The following is a 22,694-nucleotide window of genomic DNA, read 5'->3' as shown; positions in this document are numbered from 1 at the left end:
GATGTCTATCATGAAAATATAAGCTAAAAGAAAATATTGTTGCCTATAAACCCTTCCTTTACTTTCAGATTTTTGTTTTACTTTTATTTTGTTCACTCTCAAGCATTAGCACATGAAAAAATCTTTCTTATCGATAGTCTTTATTTTTTTGACCAATCTAGTATTTTCTCAAGAATCAAACACCGATTTTTGGTGGAAACGAAATAATCTCCGAGTAATCCAAACCAATCTTCCTGCTTATGAGGCTGCAACCCTCAATCCAGATTCTTTAGTAAAAGATTTGATAACTTTTTCTGCCAATACCTTAATCATCAATGCGGGAGGAATTATGGCATTTTATGACACCAAGCTAGATTTTCATTACAAAAATCCGTGGATGAAAGATAATATGCTGAAAGAAGTAGTACAGAAATGCCACCAGCATAATATCAAAGTAATTGTCCGTTTTGATTTTAGTCGAGTACAAGAAAGCATCTTTAAAGCTCATCCAGATTGGTGTTATATTTCCCCCAAAAATGAGCGGATTATCAATACCGATATGTATGTAGTATCAATTAATGCTCCTTATGTACAAGAAAAAGCTTTTAAAATTATTGAGGAGGTAATAGATTTTTTCCCGATAGATGGTATTTTCTTGAATATGCCTGGCTACCAAGTAAATAATCCTTATGAAGGAAAATATCAGGGAATAGACCAAAATGAATATGATAAAAAACGTTTTGCAGAATATAGCAATGGGTTGACCTTGCCCACTGTAGAAGACAAAGCCGACCCTGTTTTTCAAAAATACTTGGCCTTCAAAAAAAGTACGATTGAAGATTGGTCAGAGAAACTGCACAAACTGGTAAAGTCTAAAAATGAACAGATTGCTATTTGCACCTATTTAGATAAACACGTTGATATTATTCGACATGAATCTCAGACCAGCAACTTGCCTTATTGGCCTTATACTGCCTCTGATAATGTAAACAATGCCCGAAATTCATTTCCACAGCATATTATTAGTAATAGTAGTATTCAACAAATATCCTTTCAGTCACGCTATAATGCAGCCGAACCAGAGGAGGTAAGCATTAGACTTTACGAAAATATCGCTAATGGTTCAGGCTTAGATTTGAGTATGATGGGAGATATGCGTGGTTATGAAGACGAAAGAAATTTCCCAGTATTCAAAAAGATTTACGCTTTTCATAAAAAACATGAAGCTTATTTTGGCAATTATACCTCAGTAGCTAAAATAGCATTGATTGCCCCAGGCTCTTGGCCAAGTGGCGACCCCATGCAAGAATACAGAGGAATTCAGTTGATGTTGAAAGAAGCTCATATTCCCTTTGATATTATTGAAGATGCCCAAATAGCGAATTTAGCAGAGAAAGTAAAAAAATATCAGTTGATTATCCTTCCAGAAATCACTTACCTAAAACCAGAAGCCATACAAATTCTACAAGAAGCTAGTAGTGCAGGAACCAATTTGATAGCCACAAATCGTACATTTTTTGACAGTCCCGAAACGTTACAAAGCTTGTTTGGGGCAAAAATCATTAATAAAGACCATGAAGGTTCAGGATTTTATTTAAAACCAGATAATGCCGAAGTTTTTAAAAGATTCAAATTGCAAACAATGTTATTCTGGAAATTTAATTTAGGGTTATACGATTTTTCGGGAGCAGACAAAACCTTTTTGCCTATTCTAAGTAAAGGCAGACCCGGTCCGCCAGAAATTATTGGAGGGCACGAGCCAACTAATTATTTTGCCATGGCAATGAAAGAATTTCCCAAGAGTAAAGCGATTATTTTGCCTATCAATTTGGGGAAATTATATTATTTACACGGCTATGAGCAACATAAAAATATATTGTTAGACGCCGTAGATTATATTATGCCCAAAGCCACTGAACTAATACAAACCAATGCCCCCGAACGCATAGAGATAATCTTGCAGGAATATCGTAAGAATATTACTACTAATGTATCTGCAAAAAATACGGATGGGCTAATTATGCACTTAATTAACCTGACGGGCTTTAGCGGTAATTCGTATTTTAATGCATTACCTGTGTACGAACGTTCTTTTAAAATTAAGACCAGTTTTAGACCTACTAAGGTGTATTATTTAAGTACTAAAGCCCCCATAAAATATGTTTGGAAAGATGGCTTTATCAGTTTTAAATTAGCTAAGATAGGAGAGTATGAAGGGATTGTAATGGATAGATAGTTTGGGGAGTACGCCTATTTGGGTAGAATTCTTTACAGAGAGAAGTTTTGGTTTTATTAATGTTTGCTTTGTTTGATATTGTTCAAATGGAGCTAAAGCAAAGTTGTTTTATTTGGCACTTTCATTGTTAAAGGGTTATTTATTTCGTAATTTTAAACATGAAAAAGAAATTAAATATTACAAATACAGAAAGCCTCAGACAGGGTATTTTAGCCTCTGCCATTGCTTCTGCTCGTATAGAAGGTATTGTGATTCCTGAATCTGTGGGACAAGAAGTGTTAGTTAAGGTTATAAAGAGCCTCCCCAAATCTGCTCAATAAGTTGTTCCATTGGTTCATAATTTTGTAAGCCCGCTTGTTGAACGCTTCTGATATAAATTTCCATTAGATTTTGTTCAGTTATTAATTCCCATTTTGGCGATTGATATCCGTATTTTTTACAATACAAATTGGTGAATATTCTTGAAGTTCTCCCATTGCCCTCTCTAAAAGGATGAATGAATAGAAGTTCTGCATGAGCTCTAGCTGCCAATTTTATAATGTTTTCTGATATTGGTATTTCTTTTAAAAAATCTTCTTCAAATTTTAACATACTTTGCTGTAAAAATTGAGCTGAAGCAAATACAAATCCAGCTTTTGATAGGTTTACAGTTCGATATTTCCCTGCAAAATCATACAAGTTTTCAAAAGCTAATCTATGTATTTGGCAAATATATTTTACATTAATTGGCGTACTAGCTTTCAAACTTTCTGTTAAAAAAATTTCTGCTTTCAAAAAGCCTTCAAACTCCATTAAAGCAATTTCTGCGCTGGATTTTAGTCCAAGTAAATTTGGTAGATGTTCATTTTGATCATATTGAATCTGATATTTCATAGCCTAAATTCATAACTTAATTCTTCGATTTTTCCCTGAGCCTTGATAATAAATCTAATCAAAAACAATGGTATTAAGTTTATTCCAATAATTACTAAATCACCATTAAGATTGATTGACAATTGGGAGGTAGGAAAAGAAAATGTGGTTCTTAAAAGTAGGTCATCTGTATAATCTATAGTAAAGATTCCTCCAATACCTGCAACGAATTTGTAAGCATATCCAAACAATTCAAAATAAAATACTTGTAATGCCTGATTAATCATTGAATGTTTTAAGCCATTTTCAATTTTACCTTTCAATAATTGTTGTCCAACAAAAATAGAGTAGGAGTTAAGAATTGTAAAAGGAATAAAGACTACTAATAATAATAAGAGTCCATTTATTGTAATTAGATGGGTAGCAAGAACCCAAATTATATTGCAAATACCATAAACACCACCAGCAATTTGGTAGTATGCTAAAGCTTTTAATCTACTTTTTAACTCATCTCTCTGCCTTCTGTTCATAGTTCTAGCATTCTATTTAATTGATTTAGCCATTTTAATTATCAAAAATAATAGAAATAAAATTATTTTAACTCTTTACCACTCTACCATCCTCCATCTCAATAATTCGATTAGTTCTACTGGCAAAGCTTGGGTCGTGGGTAACGATAAGTAGGGCTTGTTGATATTCTATGGCTAGTTGTTGAAAAATATCAAAAACCACTTCTGTATTCTTCTTATCTAAGTTTCCTGTGGGTTCGTCGCCCATGATAATAAGTGGGTCGTTGATTAAGGCTCTGGCAATCGCAACTCTTTGTTTTTCTCCACCCGAAAGCTGAGTGGCACTTTTCATCGCTTGTTTTTCGATACCCAATTTCCTAAGATGCTCCATCGCTCTATGTTCTAATTCTTCCTCCGAATATTTATTCAGCTTTAAGCCTGGCAACATTACGTTTTGCAATACCGTAAATTCATTCAATAAATAATGAAACTGAAATACAAAGCCAATCTTTTCATTACGCACTCGGGCTAAATCCTGCTCTTTTTTGTCTTGCATACTAACGCCATCAATCAGCAATTCGCCTTCATAGTCGGTATCCATCGTAGAAAGAATATATAACAGCGTAGATTTTCCACAACCTGATTTCCCGACGATAGAAGTAAACTCACCTTTATTGATAGAAAAGTTAATATCCTTCAAAATAGGGATTGTTATAGGGTCATGAAAGCTTTTGTTGATGGCTTTTGCCTCAATGATGGTCGAGTGTTGCATATTATTTTCCTCTAATAATGTCCACAGGGTCGATTTTACTTGCTTTTCGGGCAGGAAAAAGTCCAGCGAAATAGGTTGTGATTAACGAGAAGGATATTCCAATCAAATAAAATTTAAGATTATAATTGATTGGATAAGTCGTTACGGTGGGTAAAGCTGCTGTATTAAAGGGGATTTGGTCGATGATAGAAGAAAGCAAAAAACCACAAGCCAAACCCGTAATTCCACCAAAGAATCCAATACTCAAAGCTATTGTAATAAAGATTCTATTTACATCTTTGCCCGAAAACCCAGTTGCTTTTAAAATGGCAATTGTATCCATTTTTTCATAAATCATCATATTCAGGATATTATATATGCCGAAACCAGCCACAATCAGTAAGGTGATACCAACGGCATAAGAAATTAACGTGCGTATAGAACTCCCAGTTTCAAATTGCGAATTGGCAGTTTGAATATCTTCGGCATCAGTATTGAAAATATGCGCATACTCCTTGCTCAACGCAGGAGCCTGTTTCATATCTTTTAGCTTAACTTGAATGTCTGTTATATAACTATTGGTTTGCCCTAATAATTTCTGTGCCGTTTTTATTGACGCATAGCTTTGTACTTTATCAATTTCAACAATACCCGATTGAAAAAAACCAACGACTTTCAGTGGAAAACGCTCGCCTTTGGGAGTTGTAATCTGGATAACATCGCCAATTTTAGCCAACATTTTATCTGCTGCTCCTTTTCCAAGAATAATACTATTAGGAACATTTTTTAAATCAAGTGACGAGCCCTCTGTAACGTAGTCTTGAAAGAAAAATAGTTTGCTTTCGGCTTCTACATCTATCCCATTTACTACACCAGTAATATCAATATCCCCGATGTTATAAAATACTTGAGCTGTCATTTTAGGTGAAATGCCTAATACTCTATCATCATTACGCAGTGCCTGCATGATGAGCCCATTATTGCGAATTTCAATACTATTACCACTAGGTTTGATAGAACGAATAAAATTATGATAGGCTTTATAACGTTCTGAAATATCAATAGGTTGGTTTTTATTGGCTTTGATTTCATTAAAAAGCCTAACGTGTGGAGTACGATTCAGGATTAAATTATCTAATAAGTCATTTAGACCATTCATAAATCCTAGTAGCGTAATGAACATGGTAATACTAAAAGTAACCCCCACAGCCGCTACTAGCGTTTGTCGCCAGCGTGCTAATAGTAACGATTTGGCTATGCTGATGATGAGTTTTGCGTTCATTTGGCAGGTTTTAAAATGATGTCTTGTGCGGTTAAACCTGAAATGATTTCTACAGACTGATAATCTTTTAAGCCTATTTTTACTTTAACTTTCTCATTTTTTTCATTCAGTACATAACTATCATCTACCAAATAGTTCCTAGGAATGGTCAATGCTTTTTCTTTGGTCTGAATGATAATATTTGCTTCTACCGTTAGGTTGGGGTATAATAGTTTTGGTTGCTTGGTAAAGTTTGCCTTTACCGTAAAAGCCCTCGTTTTTTCATTCATCAAAGGGTCTATTTCATACACTATGGACTCAAAAGCTTTGCCTTGGTAACTATCCATTGATACCATGATTTTTTGCCCAATTTTTACGCTTACTACATCATCTTCATCTACTTGTAGTTCAAGACTAAACAGGTTGGCGTCACCTATTACGGCTATGGCAGTCTGCAAATTAACCATTTCACCTTTTTCTTTTTGAAGACTATAGAGCCTACCTGTATATTCACTCTTCAACGTATAGTCTGCTTCTATAGTCTGGTTAATGGCTAGGTTTTTTTTTGACTGTGCCGCGGAGAAATTCACTTGCCGTTTTAGTTCTTTATACTTCAAAATAGCAGATTGATAAGCAGTTTTAGCATTTGAATAGGCTAATGCCCGTTGTTCAAGCTCCACTTTTGTACCTATTTGTTGTGCCCAAAGGTTACTTTGACGAAGAAACAACAGCGAGTCATTTTGAAGTTTTTTATGGGCTAAGTCTATCGCAATACTCAAATCTTTCAATTTATCAGCATTGGCATTTATAGCTGTATTTTCAACTATTAAAGCAGCATTTTCAGTATTTAATCTGCTAGTTTGATTAAAGATTTTCATCAAAGGCTGTCCTTTCTGTACAAAATCACCTTCTTTCACATAAAGCTCATCAATAATGCCATTTACTTTAGAAAATACTTGATATTGATTTTTACTTTTTACAATGCCAGAAGCATACACAGATTCTGAAATATTGATAACCTTCGGCTGGATTTGTTCTTGCGTTTTTTTACAAGAGAAGAGTAGGAGGGAAAGGAATAGAAAATAGATTATTTTCATGTGTTTTCGATTATAAATGTACTTAGGGCAATGTATTTATGAGATTTCTCAAAAGTACCGAATTCAGCGTAGAAAATAAAATAGTTTTAATGCTGTATTTTTTATAATTATTATGTGATATGTTGGCGGAAAACCAAAGATTAATGATGAGACTTTAATGTTTTTTGTGAATCAATTAGTAGCCAAAGTATCACTCTAGCGTTTCTTTCTATTAAGCTGGTTGATTGAAATGATGTATTTTAAAAGCCCATGACAACGCTACATTTTTAGCCCTACTTTTAATTTCAGTTGCTTTTTCTCCTTCAAAATGTTCGTTGACGGTAGCCTCAAAAAGCTCAAGCCATGTATTAAAATGTTGTGGATTTAGTGGATGTTGATTGTTAATTACAAGGTGTGGACGAAGTGGATGTCCTTCATAACCTTCTTTATTGAATAAAATCATCTCCCAAAAACTATACATTTTAGGTAAATGTTTCTCCCAGTTTACTTTGGCTACTTCGTCAAAAATATAGCCTAAAGTATCATTGTCGCGTATTTTATCATAAAAACTATTGACTAATAGTTCAATGTCTGCTCGGTTTTCTAAATCTTTTTTCATGGGAGATTATTTAGTGATTGAGTGAATTAGTGATTGTTAAATTTTGTTTAACGAACTATTTCGAATTTTCTGTAAATATTTCAACTAAGCTATTGAAATATTCACTAACTCACAATTCACTCAATCACAACTATTACTTCACAACTAATTTACCCAATTTATGATAAAATGGTGTTTTGCTTTTTTGATCTTTGGGTTGATATTTTCCTTGAACAATCGGGAAATACATCACTCTTCTGCGTGATTTTTCACCCGTAAACGGGCAAACTTCTACTCTGTGCCAAAGGTCACCATCGTGTACGGTTAAATCGCCTGCTTCTATATTTAAACCAACTTCGTTTTTATCAGGATTATGGTCGATGAATTGTTTTTTCAAAAATAACACTTTCATCTTATTCAATCGATGTGTACCCGGTAAAACTCTTAATCCTCCGTTTTCCATCGGACAATCATCCAAATGTGTACCCACATTTAGCATTTTCAGAATTTTTTGTCCTAAAAATAAATCTCTTGGACTATCTGTATGCCAACCCATTTGTGAGAACTTACTGTTATCAGCATTTACATAATGATTAAAAACCAAACCATCTTTTTCATCTTCACCAATGCGATTCGCATTATCTGGAATCAAAGTTAGTAAAGCCTTTAAACGAGGGTCTTGTAAATACTCATGCAAGATAGCACTGTGTTGTGATAAAAAGCATAAACGTTGAATCATAGGATTACCCTTTTCATCCTTTCCGAATTTGAGGGGTATTCCATTCATCTTATCGATACCTGCCGTAAGCCATTCTTTTTCTACACGGTGTGCCTCATTTTTGAAAGCTTCAACGGTTTCTTTTGAAATAAAATTTTTGAAATGAATAAATCCATATTGGTCGAAATACGCTTTTTGTTCAGGTGTTATTTGCTCACCAAGCGTAAAAGTTTTTGCCTCAAAGTCCATTTGTTATTAATTGTGAATGAGTGAATTGTGATTTAGTGAATGGGAAAGTACAATTAGTTTATTTGACTTTAAGAACAATTAATCACTAATTCACAACTCACTCATTCACTAAATTACCTACATATAATTCAAGTCGTTATTGCGTTTTAGTTTGATGACGTGTAATAAATTCAGTACTAAGATTACTGGATAAGTAGGGTCGAATTCATGCCATTTGATACCAAAATTGGCTCTGCCACCTAATTTATGGTGATTGTTGTGGTATGATTCACCCATCATCAAGAAATCAAAAGGTAATAAGTTTTTAGCCGTATCATTTACTTTAAAATTGACATAACCATATTTATGAGCAAACCAGTTGATGATTACGCCATGAACAGGACCCATCAAATAATGGATGGGTAATAAGGCATATTCCCAAGCATGCGTAGCAAATTTCATATAAAATAAAGTGTATAAAACACCCCAAGCAATTCTTACAAACCATTTATCTCCTAGTTTTTCAACCAAAGCATAATAGGGCACACCCTTCAAGAATTTAGGCTCAATGCCAGCACGGTCGTTCAATACAGCATTATAATAATCCTTCGTTTTCCACATCATGTGGAAAAGGTTATCTGAATAACTTGGTGAGTGGGGGTCTTTTTCGGTATCGGCATAAGCATGATGTAGGCGATGCATAATACCATAAGCTTTTGGACTTAAAAATGAAGAGCCTTGAGTAATAAAAGTAAACCAGTAAAAGAATTTCTCCCAACCTTTAGACATCGTGAACATCTGATGTGCTGCATAGCGATGTAAAAAAAATGTTTGCGAGAATAATGATAAGTACCAGTGTGCTACAAAGAAAATTAAAATTGCCATATAAGTTTTTTTTACAAAATTATGGCAAGGGCTAGGCTTAAAATATGATAAAAATCAGTGGAGATACTGAGGATGATTAATAATAGCATGATTTTGAACATCCACCATCTTTAATAATTTCATTGGAGTTCGAAGCTTTAATATTAGGTACTCAGAAAATATTTGAATATTAATTAACCAAGCCTTATGTGCTTTAGAACTTAATAGCTTTATTTGTTGTAGTTGGTTTGAGCCTCAGAACCGCGTTACATTTTGATAAAATTTGATATGTCAGCAGAAAAATTAGATTATACAAGTCGTGCTAGGAGAATAACTTTTAAATACCCCTTATTCACCCATTTATCAATCCAAATAAATTTTTGGATTATAGCACATCTATTTTTTGGAGCCATCAATTATTTACTTGTTCGTTCGCTTTCTTCTGAGTTCGTGCTTGTGGTGCAAAACTCTGCATTTTCTAATTTTATTCTGGCAATCATTCTAGGTGTTTTGTATGGTACTTTTTTTGGAATGATAGAATATTATTTAGAAAATAGTTTTTTCAGAAGCAAATCACTCGGCAGAGTCTTCATCCTAAAAGGTATTCTTTCTTTTATCGTTTTCCTCATACTTTTCTCTATCATCAGGTTTGTGCTTTTTGAACGGATGATTGCCCCGATGTTTAATGCAAATCATATAGAGCTCAATGACCAGTCATGGAAGTATATCTTTTGGTTGTTTTTTATTTATACTTTTTTCATGAATCTTTTCATCAGTTTTATCAACCAGATGAATAAAAAATTTGGACCTGGTGTATTATTGCCACTTTTGCTCGGAAGGTATCGCTCGCCCAAAGAAGAAGAAAGAGTATTTATGTTTATGGATTTGCAGTCGTCAACTAGCATTGCCGAAACCTTAGGACATATTAAATACAGTGCTTTTATTCAACACAGCTTTATGGATATTAATTATGTAGTACCTGAGTTTCGTGCTGAAATTTATCAATATGTAGGCGATGAGATTGTGATTTCATGGGCAAAATCTGAAGGACTAAGGGATTTATCATGCATCGCTTTTTATTTTGCCTGCGAAGCACAATTCAACAAAAGAGCAGAGGCCTATAAAAATGAATATGGCTTTGTGCCAAAGTTTAAAGCAGGGCTCCATTTAGGCAAAGTAACGGCTGTAGAAATTGGAGATATAAAAAGAGACATTGCCTATCATGGCGATACCTTGAATACTACGGCTAGGATTCAAAGTGTCTGTAATGACCATGGTAAATATTTATTGGCCTCTAAAGAAATAGTTGACTGTGCCAACGTAACAGAAAAATACATTGTACAATCAATGGGAGAGGTTTTATTAAAGGGGAAACGGAATCTTATTGAAATTATGAGTATCGAACAGTTTTAGATGCCTGCTAATTCGTGGATATCTTTTACTTCTAAAACTTTCTTTTTATATCCATCCAACGTAGCATTAATCATGGCTAAGCCAAGCTGTGTGAGTGTACAAACATAGTTGTGAAAGAGTGTTTGAAAGATAGGGAATAACCAACTAAGGTAAGAATAGTAACGCTGAGTATTTTTTAAACCATCAGTTGGATGAATATAGCCTGGTCTGAAAGCAAAAACGTTTTTGAAAGGCAGTTTCATCAAATCGTTTTCTGTCTTGCCTTTTACCCTTGCCCACATACTTCTACCTTTTTCGGTGCTATCAGTACCTGCCCCAGAAACATAACAGAAAGTCATATCAGGGTTTAATTCACTGAGAATCCCAGCAATATGAAGCGTAAGTGTATGGGTTAGCTTAGTATATTCGGGTTCTTTTTTTCCTAAAGAAGTAACCCCTAAACAAAAATAACAAGCGTTGTAATCAGATAAGGCATCCTTAATAGAAGAAAAATCGAAGAAATCCTGATGAATAATTTCAATCAATTTTGGATGATTGATACCACAAGGTTTTCTGTTTACAACCAAAACCGTTTCAACTTGTGGATGCAGTAAGCATTCGTGTAAAACACCTTCGCCAACCATACCTGTTGTCCCCGTAATGATTGCTTTTATCTTTTTCTTCATAATTTTGGATAAATATATCTTTTAAATTACATATAAAAATTTGAAGTATTGTTATTAACCCCTATACAGTTTTAATCAAAGACATAGAAATAATATCTGCCATCATCCTTACAGATTCGGTTGAGTATAAGTGCTTAACTGTTTTTAATAGATTAGTAGAATAATGGTCATCAATATTATAGTCGCTATGGGTTCTAAAAACACTAGAACACAGCATCAAATGAAACTGATTATCTCGTACATCATATACAATCATTGGACTAGTATTCGTATCATCTACTTCAAAACAATAAATAAAGACAGGGAAATCGAATAAGTTCAGAGCATTCAAACTCGTCATTAAGTCTGCATCAAAGTATTCGTATTGAAAGAAGGTATGTTCAAATCCTATTTCTGTTAAGGAGGCTGATAATTGACTAAGCTTATCAGTCATTATTACTAAAGGATTGGTATTGGGGTCATACTGACTAAACGGAAGCCAAGTATCAGTACAAACATCAAGGTATTCAAGGCTTGATTTAGCTAAATCTAATTTATAGTCGAATAAGCGATAGCCAGGAGCAAAATAACCAGGGTAAAAATAAGTATGTCCAAGTTTTTGGCAAAACTCCATTTTCTGATACATCAGAAATTTACCCAAACTATGTTTTCGATAGTCAGGGTCATAAAAACAAGTAATACCAGCCGAGGAAGTACTACCCAAATCAAAAAATCCCGTAGCAATTAATGTATGTTGATCGTAAACATTTACCTCGTAGGTATTATAAACATCATTGATACCATTGTTGAAGAGGAGGTTTTCAAGCGTAGGCGAAGCATCAAAAGCAATATGGCTCCTGTATTTTTGAAAAAGGTCTTCATGAGCGCTAGTGAGGTTAATAGGTTGAATCTCGACCCTAAAATCAGCATTGAGTTTATAGAGCTTTTGTTGCGTTTTCGATTTTTCAAAAGTCAGTAAATTAATTCTTAGCCAGATAGCACTATAGATAGTACCTGAGAATTTTAGAAAATTAGTAGTAAAAATAGTTTGTCCCATTCTGAACCATCCATCATAAAGGTAACTATCTAGGTCGTCGGGGTGTATAGCATCAGGAAAGATTAATTTAGCAAACATCTAGAAACAGTAAAATTTTAATATAAAACTAGCTATAAATATAAGGAAAATGTTTGTTTGATAAAAGTGGAAGGGAAAGGTATGCTTGCTAATTTATTGATTTGAGTTAAGTTTATCAAGTATATATTTTTGAAACCACGTGGGAATCTCATCACCTTTCAATTCAACATCTGTTCCATTAGTTATTTCAGCAATCCAAGTTTTATCCTCATCCGAGTTATCAAAAATATAAGCTCGATTTGTATGTTTAACAGCTTCAAACAATAACTCTAAGGAGCGATAGTATCTCTGAACAGCTTTATCTTCTGGTACGTCATGACCACCCATTTTAACACGATGACTTATTCTTAATAAATTAATAGAGGGGTCTTCTGTGGCTACAAAATACAAATATGTCCTATAACCTTTTATTTGTGCTTTTTTTAAGGTTTCTACCTTATCAGGTGATGACATTACTGTTTCAAAGGTGAATGATTGATTTGTTTCTAAATACTTATGTCTAAGAAAATCTGTTAAAATTGCACTCATATAAGAATCAAACCCTACGTTGTCGAAACTTATGAATCCTTGTTTACTATACGTTATTTTATCAACAAAAACACCTAATGCTGTTTTATTGATTAGTGGATGTTTACTGAAAAAAAAGACAACTTCTTCTTGACGAGTATGAATATTTAGGCTTGTAATATCTAAGTATCCATTACTCTTGATTTCCTTTTCTATATCATCAGGATTAAGGTAATGTCCTAGCAAACTTGAGGATACTACAGTTTTAATAGTACTTTTTCCTGAACCGTTAGGCCCGGCAAATATTCTTAATCGCGGAACGTCCATTACTTCTTAATTTTAAAAAAACGATTAGTAACCCTTATAGGTTTATCAATTTCCCTAATAATTCTTCTGTTTCCATTAGGCGAAACTTCAATTAATTGCCCATCCTTAGCAATCATAACCTTATCACCTGATGAAAGCGTTTGCCAATAAGCTTGCTTAGTAGCAGTCTCCGCTAAAAGTGGAATTTGTTGTTCTAAATAATCAAGTTCTTGTTCACTAAGCATAAGATAGATGTTTTCGTTAATATGAATTTACCCTTAAACAAAGATAAAAAACTACAGCAGATATTAATATGATTATTTGTATTTTAATAAAAACGAAAGTATTCGAAAAAAATAATTAATAAAAGGAGGTTGTTTTTTGAGTAGAATTTTAGTATTTTTTCTTTTTTATTTATTGATATTCTGTGTAAACCGTTTGTTGGTGTTTAATGATTGTTTAACTCAACCCATAACTTATGTTATATTCGTCTTCACGATATGATGAATTAGCCCTTTGGTACGATTTGCGTAATGGGGACGAAGAAGCCTTGGCTACTCTTTTAAGGCTTTATGCGAAGCCTCTGATAAGTTATGGACGAAAAATGATTAGTGACGATGCTGTCATTGAAGACTGTATTCAAGAAGTATTTATCCAGCTTTGGCAATACAGATGCTCCCTCAAAGAAGATGTAGGTTCTGTAAAGGCTTATATTTTTGCTTCGGTAAGACGAAGAATTATTACAGAAGTCAAGAAAAATGTCTTTACTGCTACTCAATACGACAATTCAGCATCTGATGGATATTTTGATATTGGTTTCTCTATCGAAGAGAAAATCATTCAAAATGAAACCGAGCTTCACCGTGTGAAAATCATTAATCAGCATCTTAATAGCCTTCCTAAACGCCAAAAAGAAGCCATCTATTTAAAATACTTCAAAGAACTTACTAATCAGGAAATAGCTGATATTATGGGTGTGAAGTATCAAACAGTTGGTAATTTAATTCACGAAGCCCTTACTTTTTTACGGACAGTTTTTCCAAATGATGCTGTATGGTTAAGTCTACTGCTGGTTTATATTAATTAAATTTTCCTGTCATATTATTTATAATAATCTGACTATCAGCTTATTATAAATAATTTTATTTTTTTATTTAAAAAAGCAGTATCAGCCTATTGCAGTCTTTCTACTGTATATAGAAAGCATATTATTATTTTATGAAAAAATATAATGATTATACGATAGATGATTTTGTCCTTGAACCAACATTTGTTCAATGGGTTAAGAATGCAGGCTATAAAAACCCTGATGACTTTTGGACAATGTGGGTTAATGAAAATCCTCAGCAACATACTATTGTACAACAAGCTACTGACTTTATCCTTGCTACTGCCTTGAAAGAAGAATCGGTGAGTGATTTTCAAGTAGAGTTATTAGTTAATAAAACCCTAAGTGTCATTAACACAGCCAATAATAGCACATCTTTTCCTTTAAGAATTTTTCGAAATAGGGAATCACTTTTTAAAATGGTTGCGTCAGTAGCCTTACTGCTTATACTTGGATTAGCGACTTATCTATGGCAGAAAAATATTTCACAAGAACTTTTTGTGAATAAAACCAATCAGAAACTGATTGAGAAAGAAAACTTTACGGCTCAAAAAATGCCTGTGGAATTGCCAGATGGCAGTACTGTACTTTTACAACCGAATAGTACAATAAGTTTTCCTGAAACTTTTGAGCATGCTAACAACAGAGAGGTTTATTTAAAAGGACAAGCTTTTTTTGAAGTAGTTAAAAATGCTAACCATCCCTTTTTGGTGTATGCCAAAGACGTTGTCGTAAAGGTATTGGGAACAAGTTTTACCGTTCAAGCCTTTTTACAATCTACAGACGTAAAGGTGGTAGTAAAAACAGGAAAAGTGATGGTTTTTCCAAAAGAAGATTCTAATATTGATAATAGTGCCAATACCATCACATTATTGCCTAATCAACAGGTAATTGTGAACAATGAAAACCATAGTGCTAACCAGTCGGATGTTAAACCTGAGCAAATTTTGGCAATTACTTCGAGCAGTATGCCTACGCTAGAATTTAATGATACGCCTATTAGTGAGATCTTTCAAACACTTGAAAAAGCCTATGGTATCTCTATCTATTTTGACCAAAAACTACTGGCAGATTGCTCGTTAACGACAAGCCTAGCCGACGAACCGCTATTTGAAAAACTAAAATTGATTTGTGAAGCAATAGGGCCAAATTCTCGTTTTGAAGTAGTAAACGAAAAGATTATTATTCAATCACGAGGTTGTAACCAATAAAATAAGACATGTTATGCTTTTTCCTTTAACATTACCTCCATAGACACAAAAAAAGGTATTAGCAATGTACCACCACCGCTAACACCTTAATATTATATCCCCTTGATGCCTGATGAACATAAACCCTTTAGCGAGGGGAAGGGGATTTTTTGTGCTTTTGTATTCCAAAAACGAACAATTATATGAAAAAAAATCGACAATCAAATGCCTTATGGCTTACTATTATGAAAATAACTGGACTACAGTTTTTCATGATTTTATCTCTCACGAGTTTCTCTTGGGCTAAAAGTTCAGCCCAAGAAGAACTCAATAGAAAAATCAGTGTATCGATTGATGGCATTGCGCTGAAGTCAGCTTTGCAAAAAATTGAAAAAACTGCTCAAATACGCATTTCTTATAACTCACAAGTAGTGCCATTAGAGCGACTTGTCTTTTTATCAGCCAAGAATGAAAAACTAGCAGAAGTGCTCGAACGTTTACTCAAGCCGTTAGCGGTAACCTATGTTGTGGTAAACAAGCAAATTGTATTAAGAAAATTGGAAAACGCTTCACAATCCTTGAATATTATTGAGGAAAGCAAGGAAGAATTTGCCGTGGAACAAAGTGTTTCTGGAACGGTAAAGGACGAAAAAGGGAATCCCTTGGCAGGAGTAAATATTACCATAAAAGGAACAACCAAAGGCACAAATTCAGATGCCAACGGACAGTTCAAAATAGATGTTGCCAATGAAAACACCGTCTTGGTATTTAGTTATGTAGGGTATGGAAAACAAGAAGTAACTGTAGGAAATAAAACAGTTTTCAATATTTCGATGATTGTCGACCAAAAATCTTTAGATGAAGTAGTAGTAGTAGGTTATGGAACACAAAGCAAAAGAGCGGTTTCAGGGGCTGTGTCGTCTGTTAATTTCAAACAATTTCAAGACCGTTCTTTTAGTAATGTTACGCAAGCTTTGGCTGGTCAGATTGCTGGGGTAAACATTTCGCAGGGGCAAGGAGCACCAGGGGTTTCGCCTATTATTCGTATTCGTGGCGTTAGTTCAATTACGGCAGGGACAAACCCATTGTTTGTCGTAGATGGTGTGCCTTTAGAAAACTTCAACTTGAATATGATTAATCCACAGGATATTGAATCGGTGGAGGTCTTGAAGGATGCTTCGTCAGCGGCAATTTATGGTTCACGCGGAGCAAATGGCGTTATTTTAGTAACCACAAAATTGGGCAAAGCAGGAAAAACTACCTTTAGCGTAGGCTATGAATCTGGTGTGCAAAGTGTACAAAGAAGAGTTTCTATGATGGACGCTCAGCAATGGATTGATTATTATATTGATGCGCATAATAATGCGTGGGTAGATTTAAATCCAGCCAAGAATAAGGCTTCAGACCCAAATAGCGTTCGTACTTCAACTTATAAAATACCTGACGAGTTTTTAACTAATCCACAACAGTTTGGAAAAGGGACTGATTGGCAAGATGTGATGTTCAGAGTAGCTCCCTCGCAAAATGCACAATTATCAGCATCAGGTGGTACAGAGAAAACACAGTTTATGTTTTCAGCGGCTTATCTTAATCAGCAGGCAGTTTTGGATGAAAATTATTATAAACGCCTTTCTATCCGCTCTAACATCAAACATCAACTTAGCGAGCAATTTACAATTGGACTGAATTTGGGCGTAACCAGTATTTTCGACCGTACTGATGGAACACAAGGTAAAAGTGATGTCGTGAGTTTAGCCCTACAAAGCGACCCTATATTTCCTGTTTACAACGAAAATGGCAACATCGGTTATCGTGACCCTAATTCAGTTTGGAACAAATATGTGGCTTATAACGATTTGAATTTATGGCATCCATATTCACTAACACGTTATATCCACAAAGAAAATAAAACCTTTAATACCTTAGCGACAGGGTTTTTAGAATATAAGATAATAGATGGATTGAAATTCAGAACCAGTATCAATGCCAATTTGTATAATACTCGTTATAATTCTTATCGTATAAACAAACAAGGTTATGGATATTCGGGAGTGTTAGCAGCCGAAGGATATTCAACGAGCGGATATACGTTTAACTGGCTAAGTGAGAATACATTGAGTTATGAAAAGTCGTATGGAGAACATAATGTCAATGTATTATTAGGCTATTCGGCTCAGAAACAACGCAATGAATTTGCATCGATTACCTCTGGAAGTTTCCCTAATGATTTGGTTGAAACCCTTAATGCAGGGGTTGTATCAAGCGGTTTTACCAATGCCTCTGAATGGTCTATGCTTTCATATTTAGCGAGAGCACAATATAATTTTCAGAATAAATATTTCCTGACAGCCGCTATTCGTCGTGATGGTAGTTCTCGCTTTGGCTCAAATACTCGTTGGGGTTATTTCCCTTCTGTATCTGGGGCGTGGATGATATCAGACGAGAGCTTCTTACAAGATGTCAATGCAATAAGTAGCCTTAAACTGAGAGTGAGCTATGGGATGGCGGGAAACAACCAAATTCCAAATTATGGTTCAAAAAGTTTGTTGAATTCATCTAACTATGTATCAGGAACAACATTAGCACCGGGTTTGACCATTGCGAACATTGCTAATACAGATTTAAAGTGGGAGCGTACCACTCAATTTAACATAGGTTTTGATTTAAAAGCATTGAATAATCGCATTGGCTTATCAGCAGAATATTATAATTCTACTACCAACGATATGTTATTGAATGTTCCCGTGCCTGATATTACAGGTTTTGCAACACAATTGACCAATATTGGTAAAATGGAGAACAAGGGGATTGAGTTGAACCTGAATACACAAAACGTAAAAGGAAAATTCAGTTGGTCGACTGATTTTAATTTCAGTTTGAACCGTAACAAAGTATTACAATTAGGTCAAAGTAATGCACCTATTACGTATACAGACTTTGTGGTAGCAGTAAAAACAGAAGTTGGACAACCTATTTCTAACTTTTACGGATATGTAGTAGATGGGGTTTTTAAAAATCAAGCCGCAGTAGATGCTTATCCACATTATTCAACGACACACCCAGGCGACCCAATTATCAGAGATGTAAACGGCGATGGAAAAATTACGGTAGATGACCGTACGACATTAGGAAATTATCAGCCTGATTTTATGGCGGGATTGAACAACACTTTTTCATACAAAGGCTTCGACTTTTCATTTATGTTTCAAGGAACATTCGGAGGCGAAATTGTTAATCAAAACTTCCGTTACTCAGGTTTTTGGAATAATGGACGTAATATGTATTCAGGGGTCGCTAATCGTTGGCGTTCAGAGATTGACCCTGGGGACGGACAGCATTTCAGAGCAACATTGGGTTTAACGGGCTTTCAAGACCAATTTACCAGCTTATGGGTTGAAGATGCCTCATTCGTAAGATTAAAAAATATCCGTATTTCTTATAGCTTACCTGCTAGTATCTTAAGAAAATTACCGATAAAAACAGCGCGTATTTATATGAATGCTGAGAACGTTTACTTGTGGAGTCATTATACCAATTATGACCCTGAAAATACTACCTATAATGCTTCGAGTTTCTCAGGAGAAGCCAATGGAAATACTTCAACTGGGCTAAATGCCTCAGGAAATGCACCAAATGGCGCTTTTGTAGGGGTTGACTATGGTTCATATCCAATTCCAAGAGTAATTACGATTGGTGCAAAATTCGATTTTTAAGAAGATATTTTGGTTTCAAGGAACCTCAAAACAGATAAGACAATGAAAAAAATTAAACAATTATACGTCCTGTTAGCCATCTGTTTAATGGCAACAAGTTGTAAGGATTCATTCTTGGAGTTAGCCCCCATTTCAAATGCTACGGCAGATAATTTCAAAAGTATTGATGATTTTGAATTGGCTGTCAATTCAGCCTACGCTTCTCTTTATACGATATATCATCCTGAAGGACCAGTATCATATTGCAATGAACAAATGAGTGATAATGCTATTATGTTCAATATTTCAGGTATTCAAGCTGATAAATGGCAATTTAAAGATTACTCATTAATGACCACCAATACGATGGTTTACCAATTTTGGCAAGACTATTACAAATCAATTTTTAGTGCCAATATTGTCTTGAATAAAATTGAAGGAGCTAATTTGAGTGCAGCTTATAAAAATGAAGTAAAAGCCCAAATGCAGTTTCTAAGAGCCTTATATTATTTTAATATGGTTCAAACTTGGGGAGATTTACCCATCGTAACAACCCCATTAACAGGTGATGAAGCGTATGCTATCCTCCGTTCACCTCAATCAGCAGTATACGAGCAAATTAAAAAGGATTTAATTTTTGCCGTTGATAAATTACCTTTGGCCTCAGCTATACCAAGTACAAAAGTTGGTCGTGCTTCAAAAGGAGCAGCCCAAACGTTATTAGGAAAGGTATATTTAACCTTGGGCGATAAAACATCGGCTGCTGCGGTTTTGAAAGAAGTTTATAATAGTAATGAATATGCCCTGTTGCCAAGCTACGCAAGTCTTTGGGGACCAAACGTAAAGAATACAAAAGAATCAATTTTCGAGATTCAATACTTAGGAGGTTCAGTATCGGCACCTTATAGCAGATACTACCAAACGTTTTATCCAAATAATAATTTCTTAGGATTTTACGGAGCAGGCATGAACCAAGTAACAGATGATTTATACAACGAATATGAAAGTACAGACCCTCGTCGCGACTTGTCAATTGCGTTGGGCTATAATAATGGAAACACATTTATTGCCCAGAAATATCCAATTAAATGGGTACATACCAACGCCGTACTAGGAGGAGGAAATCCATTAGCCAATAACAATTTTATGGTTTTGCGTTATGCTGATGTTTTATTGATGTTGGCTGAGGCTACAGGAGAAGCGAACTACTTGAATTTAGTAAGAACCAGAGCAGGACTACCAAAATTTGGCGAAACCAATTATCCAGCCGCTTATTCGACGATAAGTCTGGCAATAGAACACGAACGCAGAGTAGAATTAGCCCTAGAATTCCACCGTTGGTTTGATTTAAAACGTAGTAACAGGGCTTTATCTTTATTAGCAACCAAAGGCAAAGCCATTACCAACGATAAATTATTATTACCAATCCCTCAGATTGTCCGTTCACAGAATGCTGGTATTACGCAGAATAATGGGTATAATTAAAAATTACTAAACTCACCTATCTACATTTTTGAAGCTGTCCACATCGATTTTGTGTTAACAAGATTAATGTAGACAGCTTTTTTTATTTCCCCTTTATAAAGCATCTCTCTATTATCTAGTATTATGGACTTGTCGGGAGACCCGCCATGGGACAACTCTTACTATCAGTCGATGACTTAAGTCACCGACTGATAGTAAGAGTTGAAAGCTCGATTTTACCCAAATTAAATCAATAAACAATACCCTTTAAAGTTGTATCTAAAAAACAACTTTAAAGGGTATTTTATGAATATTAGTCCTTACTAAGACAGAGAATTAATAACCATTATTTTGATAATAAACCCCACCTTCTTGAAGAGACGTTAAGAAACCTGATGGAATAGGTTTTACTTCATTAATCCCATTTCTAAAAAATTGACCAACATCTGGATTTGTTTCTGATAAATAACCCATATTTAATTTTTTGGTTCTCTTTAAATCATAGTATCGTACATACTCACCACATAACTCACGTGCTCTTTCGTCCAACACTGTTTGCACTGTAGCAGAATTAGCTAAAGGTATTGCCTTAGCTCTTGCACGCACTTTATTAATGAAACTAAGCGTATTTGCACCACCATTTACATAAATATCTGCTTCTGCTGCAATTAGGTATACTTCAGCCATACGCATCATAAAAGTGGCATTAAGGTTTCCATATCGGTTACTACTAGCATTGTTTACATAATAGTTACTACTGTTATGCTTTATTAATGAAGGATAAAATCCTAAAAATGGATTAGTTGCAGTAGCAGGGTCTCTGTTAACACGTGTGTAATTCATCTTTACAGTTTTGGTGGTAGCGTCATACAAATCGTTATAATCTACTACAATGTGTTTTTGATTAAGTTTGGTTGTTACTTTTGCACTATAATCAGCATCATTTGGATGTATAAAATCAATACTTGTATTACCCGCTACGATACTACTGGTAGTTGTAACAGCAGAACCACGATCAAATGTTTTTAAATTAGCATCCGACCAAACAAAAGATGGTCTGTTTGATGTCCATGTAGTCTGAAATGATTTATGATAACGAGGGTCTAACGTTCCATCTGTTTGCACAAAAGAATTTAGCAAATAATGAGTAGGCATAAAGCTTCCACTAGACCTACGTCCCCAAGTAGTATAATCTTCTAAAGTGAATTTCATAGCAGGGAAGTCAGTAACAGCGGCATAAAACAGCTCGTTGTTCATATTCATAACCCAGCCATTATTACTTACACCACCCACTACAAAACGATGTGCCCATAATGCTTCTTTATTTTGTAAATTATTGGCTTCTAAGAATACTTCATCGAAAGTAGGATACATATAAGTATTGTATTGCCCTCCGCCCGATTCACAGTCATTAATGAGGGCTTTCGATACCTCCAAGGCTTTTGGAGCAAATGTTTTAGCGTCGTCATACTCAACAGTTTGTAAATAAGCTCTTGCTAAAAAACCCATTGCTGATTTCTTAGATGGGATAGTTATTACAGTAGTTGTTGGCAACCATTTAGCTGCAAACTCAAGGTCAGGAATAATGATTGTCTTATAAATTTCAAGTGGAGGAATCCGCTCTGGACGAGTATTTATTTCTGCTAAAGGTTGGGTTGGTGCAGTTACGCCCCCAAATTGTTCTACAAGGTTATAGTAGTACATGGCTCTCATAAAATAAGCTTGTGCTACTACAGCATTTTTTTCCTCGACAGTTTTAAAAGGAGCCATTTCTGCATATTTTATGGCAAGGTTGCAATAACCTATCCCATCATAGCATACATTCCACACAGTATTCAATGTATTGGTAGGAATGTTTGAGCTACCTCCCCATTTAAAAAAAATGATATTTGAGGTTGGACTATTTTTAGCATTTGTCCAGATATCTGTACCACCTTCAGTAAACATCATCCATTGGTTAAAACCATAAAGCTGACGTTCCATTCCGAAATAACAGTTATTAAGGAGTTTTTTATACCCATCAACCGACGACTTAGCTAGTGCTTCTAACGTAAAACCAGAAAGGTTTTCTTCTTCTAATGTACAAGAAGTCAGACACCCAGTTACTAATAACAACGTGAGTGAAAATATATTTATAATTTTGCGAAAATTCATGATTATACT

Annotated in this window: 20 protein-coding genes; 7 read left to right on the top strand and 13 right to left on the bottom strand. The window is 34.7% G+C overall.

Annotation, left to right across the window (positions count from 1 at the left end):
* The first annotated feature begins 112 nt into the window (after positions 1 to 112).
* Positions 113 to 2,215, top strand: a complete 2,103-nt coding sequence (locus tag AC1RNE_RS08105; RefSeq protein WP_492800517.1) for an alpha-amylase family protein — start codon at positions 113 to 115, stop codon at positions 2,213 to 2,215.
* Between the two features lie 158 nt (positions 2,216 to 2,373).
* A complete protein-coding gene (locus AC1RNE_RS08100) occupies positions 2,374 to 2,535 on the top strand; it encodes a hypothetical protein (RefSeq protein ID WP_492800516.1) in 162 nt (53 codons plus the stop codon).
* Here AC1RNE_RS08100 and AC1RNE_RS08095 read toward each other — a convergent pair.
* The 8 genes from AC1RNE_RS08095 to AC1RNE_RS08060 all read right to left on the bottom strand — a co-directional run bounded on the left by AC1RNE_RS08095 (position 2,504) and on the right by AC1RNE_RS08060 (position 9,093).
* A complete protein-coding gene (locus AC1RNE_RS08095; RefSeq protein ID WP_492800515.1) occupies positions 2,504 to 3,088 on the bottom strand; it encodes a Fic/DOC family protein in 585 nt (194 codons plus the stop codon). The genes AC1RNE_RS08100 and AC1RNE_RS08095 overlap by 32 nt on opposite strands.
* On the bottom strand, positions 3,085 to 3,597 hold the full coding sequence (locus AC1RNE_RS08090) for a hypothetical protein (protein WP_492800514.1): 513 nt from the start codon (positions 3,595 to 3,597) through the stop codon (positions 3,085 to 3,087). Before AC1RNE_RS08090 ends, AC1RNE_RS08095 begins: the two co-directional genes overlap by 4 nt.
* Before the next feature lie 67 nt (positions 3,598 to 3,664).
* Positions 3,665 to 4,348, bottom strand: a complete 684-nt coding sequence (locus AC1RNE_RS08085) for an ABC transporter ATP-binding protein (protein WP_492800513.1) — start codon at positions 4,346 to 4,348, stop codon at positions 3,665 to 3,667.
* A 1-nt stretch (position 4,349) separates the two neighbouring features.
* Positions 4,350 to 5,609 (bottom strand): ABC transporter permease, encoded by a 1,260-nt coding sequence (locus AC1RNE_RS08080; RefSeq protein ID WP_492800512.1) that lies wholly within the window; start codon positions 5,607 to 5,609, stop codon positions 4,350 to 4,352.
* Entirely contained in the window at positions 5,606 to 6,685 is a 1,080-nt protein-coding gene (locus AC1RNE_RS08075) for an efflux RND transporter periplasmic adaptor subunit (protein WP_492800511.1), read from the bottom strand. Before AC1RNE_RS08075 ends, AC1RNE_RS08080 begins: the two co-directional genes overlap by 4 nt.
* Positions 6,686 to 6,896: 211 nt before the next feature.
* Positions 6,897 to 7,283 (bottom strand): group III truncated hemoglobin, encoded by a 387-nt coding sequence (locus AC1RNE_RS08070; RefSeq protein ID WP_492800510.1) that lies wholly within the window; start codon positions 7,281 to 7,283, stop codon positions 6,897 to 6,899.
* A 133-nt stretch (positions 7,284 to 7,416) separates the two neighbouring features.
* Complete coding sequence (locus tag AC1RNE_RS08065) at positions 7,417 to 8,229, bottom strand: phytanoyl-CoA dioxygenase family protein (RefSeq protein ID WP_492800509.1); 813 nt, start codon at positions 8,227 to 8,229, stop codon at positions 7,417 to 7,419.
* Positions 8,230 to 8,346: 117 nt separating this feature from the next.
* A complete protein-coding gene (locus AC1RNE_RS08060; protein ID WP_323246181.1) occupies positions 8,347 to 9,093 on the bottom strand; it encodes an acyl-CoA desaturase in 747 nt (248 codons plus the stop codon).
* 267 nt (positions 9,094 to 9,360) lie between these two features.
* Between AC1RNE_RS08060 and AC1RNE_RS08055 the strand changes: the two genes are divergently transcribed.
* Complete coding sequence (locus AC1RNE_RS08055; protein ID WP_492800508.1) at positions 9,361 to 10,485, top strand: adenylate/guanylate cyclase domain-containing protein; 1,125 nt, start codon at positions 9,361 to 9,363, stop codon at positions 10,483 to 10,485.
* Here AC1RNE_RS08055 and AC1RNE_RS08050 read toward each other — a convergent pair.
* From AC1RNE_RS08050 to AC1RNE_RS08035, 4 genes are all read right to left on the bottom strand, one after another.
* Positions 10,482 to 11,150 carry an NAD-dependent epimerase/dehydratase family protein gene (locus AC1RNE_RS08050; protein ID WP_492800507.1) on the bottom strand — a complete coding sequence of 223 codons (669 nt, stop codon included), beginning with the start codon at positions 11,148 to 11,150 and terminating at the stop codon, positions 10,482 to 10,484. The two genes, AC1RNE_RS08055 and AC1RNE_RS08050, sit on opposite strands and share 4 nt — an antisense overlap.
* Positions 11,151 to 11,211: 61 nt before the next feature.
* The gene (locus AC1RNE_RS08045; protein ID WP_492800506.1) at positions 11,212 to 12,264 is read right to left on the bottom strand and encodes an arginyl-tRNA--protein arginylyltransferase; all 1,053 of its coding nucleotides are present in this window, start codon (positions 12,262 to 12,264) and stop codon (positions 11,212 to 11,214) included.
* Between the two features lie 93 nt (positions 12,265 to 12,357).
* The gene (locus AC1RNE_RS08040) at positions 12,358 to 13,098 is read right to left on the bottom strand and encodes an ATPase (RefSeq protein ID WP_492800505.1); all 741 of its coding nucleotides are present in this window, start codon (positions 13,096 to 13,098) and stop codon (positions 12,358 to 12,360) included.
* The gene (locus AC1RNE_RS08035; RefSeq protein WP_492800504.1) at positions 13,098 to 13,322 is read right to left on the bottom strand and encodes a hypothetical protein; all 225 of its coding nucleotides are present in this window, start codon (positions 13,320 to 13,322) and stop codon (positions 13,098 to 13,100) included. The genes AC1RNE_RS08040 and AC1RNE_RS08035 overlap by 1 nt, the downstream gene beginning before the upstream one ends.
* A 233-nt stretch (positions 13,323 to 13,555) precedes the next feature.
* Between AC1RNE_RS08035 and AC1RNE_RS08030 the strand changes: the two genes are divergently transcribed.
* The 4 genes from AC1RNE_RS08030 (at position 13,556) to AC1RNE_RS08015 (ending at position 20,552) form a co-directional block, all read left to right on the top strand.
* Positions 13,556 to 14,164 (top strand): RNA polymerase sigma factor, encoded by a 609-nt coding sequence (locus AC1RNE_RS08030; protein WP_492800503.1) that lies wholly within the window; start codon positions 13,556 to 13,558, stop codon positions 14,162 to 14,164.
* Positions 14,165 to 14,295: 131 nt separating this feature from the next.
* Complete coding sequence (locus AC1RNE_RS08025; protein WP_492800502.1) at positions 14,296 to 15,396, top strand: FecR family protein; 1,101 nt, start codon at positions 14,296 to 14,298, stop codon at positions 15,394 to 15,396.
* A gap of 182 nt (positions 15,397 to 15,578) precedes the next feature.
* Entirely contained in the window at positions 15,579 to 19,088 is a 3,510-nt protein-coding gene (locus tag AC1RNE_RS08020; RefSeq protein ID WP_492800501.1) for a TonB-dependent receptor, read from the top strand.
* 42 nt (positions 19,089 to 19,130) lie between these two features.
* Positions 19,131 to 20,552: a RagB/SusD family nutrient uptake outer membrane protein gene (locus AC1RNE_RS08015; protein ID WP_492800500.1), complete on the top strand. Its 1,422-nt coding sequence runs from the start codon at positions 19,131 to 19,133 to the stop codon at positions 20,550 to 20,552.
* 315 nt (positions 20,553 to 20,867) lie between these two features.
* Here the strand turns inward: AC1RNE_RS08015 and AC1RNE_RS08010 are convergent, their stop codons facing one another.
* The gene (locus AC1RNE_RS08010; RefSeq protein ID WP_492800499.1) at positions 20,868 to 22,685 is read right to left on the bottom strand and encodes a RagB/SusD family nutrient uptake outer membrane protein; all 1,818 of its coding nucleotides are present in this window, start codon (positions 22,683 to 22,685) and stop codon (positions 20,868 to 20,870) included.
* Between the last annotated feature and the right edge of the window lie 9 nt (positions 22,686 to 22,694).

It is taken from the genome of Arcicella sp. GW822-FHT02H01 (genome assembly GCF_058802005.1).
Note: the sequence above shows the minus strand (reverse complement) of the source record. Positions and strands in the feature narration are given on the sequence as shown.

Excerpts from the sequence above, each read along its gene's own strand:
- AC1RNE_RS08020 (WP_492800501.1), top strand. The coding sequence starts at position 15,579 with ATGAAAAAAAATCGACAATCAAATGCCTTATGGCTTACTATTATGAAA.
- AC1RNE_RS08100 (WP_492800516.1), top strand. The coding sequence starts at position 2,374 with ATGAAAAAGAAATTAAATATTACAAATACAGAAAGCCTCAGACAGGGT.
- AC1RNE_RS08065 (WP_492800509.1), bottom strand. The coding sequence starts at position 8,229 with ATGGACTTTGAGGCAAAAACTTTTACGCTTGGTGAGCAAATAACACCT.
- AC1RNE_RS08025 (WP_492800502.1), top strand. The coding sequence starts at position 14,296 with ATGAAAAAATATAATGATTATACGATAGATGATTTTGTCCTTGAACCA.
- AC1RNE_RS08010 (WP_492800499.1), bottom strand. The coding sequence starts at position 22,685 with ATGAATTTTCGCAAAATTATAAATATATTTTCACTCACGTTGTTATTA.
- AC1RNE_RS08055 (WP_492800508.1), top strand. The coding sequence starts at position 9,361 with ATGTCAGCAGAAAAATTAGATTATACAAGTCGTGCTAGGAGAATAACT.
- AC1RNE_RS08015 (WP_492800500.1), top strand. The coding sequence starts at position 19,131 with ATGAAAAAAATTAAACAATTATACGTCCTGTTAGCCATCTGTTTAATG.
- AC1RNE_RS08060 (WP_323246181.1), bottom strand. The coding sequence starts at position 9,093 with ATGGCAATTTTAATTTTCTTTGTAGCACACTGGTACTTATCATTATTC.
- AC1RNE_RS08070 (WP_492800510.1), bottom strand. The coding sequence starts at position 7,283 with ATGAAAAAAGATTTAGAAAACCGAGCAGACATTGAACTATTAGTCAAT.
- AC1RNE_RS08050 (WP_492800507.1), bottom strand. The coding sequence starts at position 11,150 with ATGAAGAAAAAGATAAAAGCAATCATTACGGGGACAACAGGTATGGTT.
- AC1RNE_RS08030 (WP_492800503.1), top strand. The coding sequence starts at position 13,556 with ATGTTATATTCGTCTTCACGATATGATGAATTAGCCCTTTGGTACGAT.
- AC1RNE_RS08040 (WP_492800505.1), bottom strand. The coding sequence starts at position 13,098 with ATGGACGTTCCGCGATTAAGAATATTTGCCGGGCCTAACGGTTCAGGA.
- AC1RNE_RS08085 (WP_492800513.1), bottom strand. The coding sequence starts at position 4,348 with ATGCAACACTCGACCATCATTGAGGCAAAAGCCATCAACAAAAGCTTT.
- AC1RNE_RS08045 (WP_492800506.1), bottom strand. The coding sequence starts at position 12,264 with ATGTTTGCTAAATTAATCTTTCCTGATGCTATACACCCCGACGACCTA.
- AC1RNE_RS08075 (WP_492800511.1), bottom strand. The coding sequence starts at position 6,685 with ATGAAAATAATCTATTTTCTATTCCTTTCCCTCCTACTCTTCTCTTGT.
- AC1RNE_RS08080 (WP_492800512.1), bottom strand. The coding sequence starts at position 5,609 with ATGAACGCAAAACTCATCATCAGCATAGCCAAATCGTTACTATTAGCA.
- AC1RNE_RS08090 (WP_492800514.1), bottom strand. The coding sequence starts at position 3,597 with ATGAACAGAAGGCAGAGAGATGAGTTAAAAAGTAGATTAAAAGCTTTA.
- AC1RNE_RS08095 (WP_492800515.1), bottom strand. The coding sequence starts at position 3,088 with ATGAAATATCAGATTCAATATGATCAAAATGAACATCTACCAAATTTA.
- AC1RNE_RS08035 (WP_492800504.1), bottom strand. The coding sequence starts at position 13,322 with ATGCTTAGTGAACAAGAACTTGATTATTTAGAACAACAAATTCCACTT.
- AC1RNE_RS08105 (WP_492800517.1), top strand. The coding sequence starts at position 113 with ATGAAAAAATCTTTCTTATCGATAGTCTTTATTTTTTTGACCAATCTA.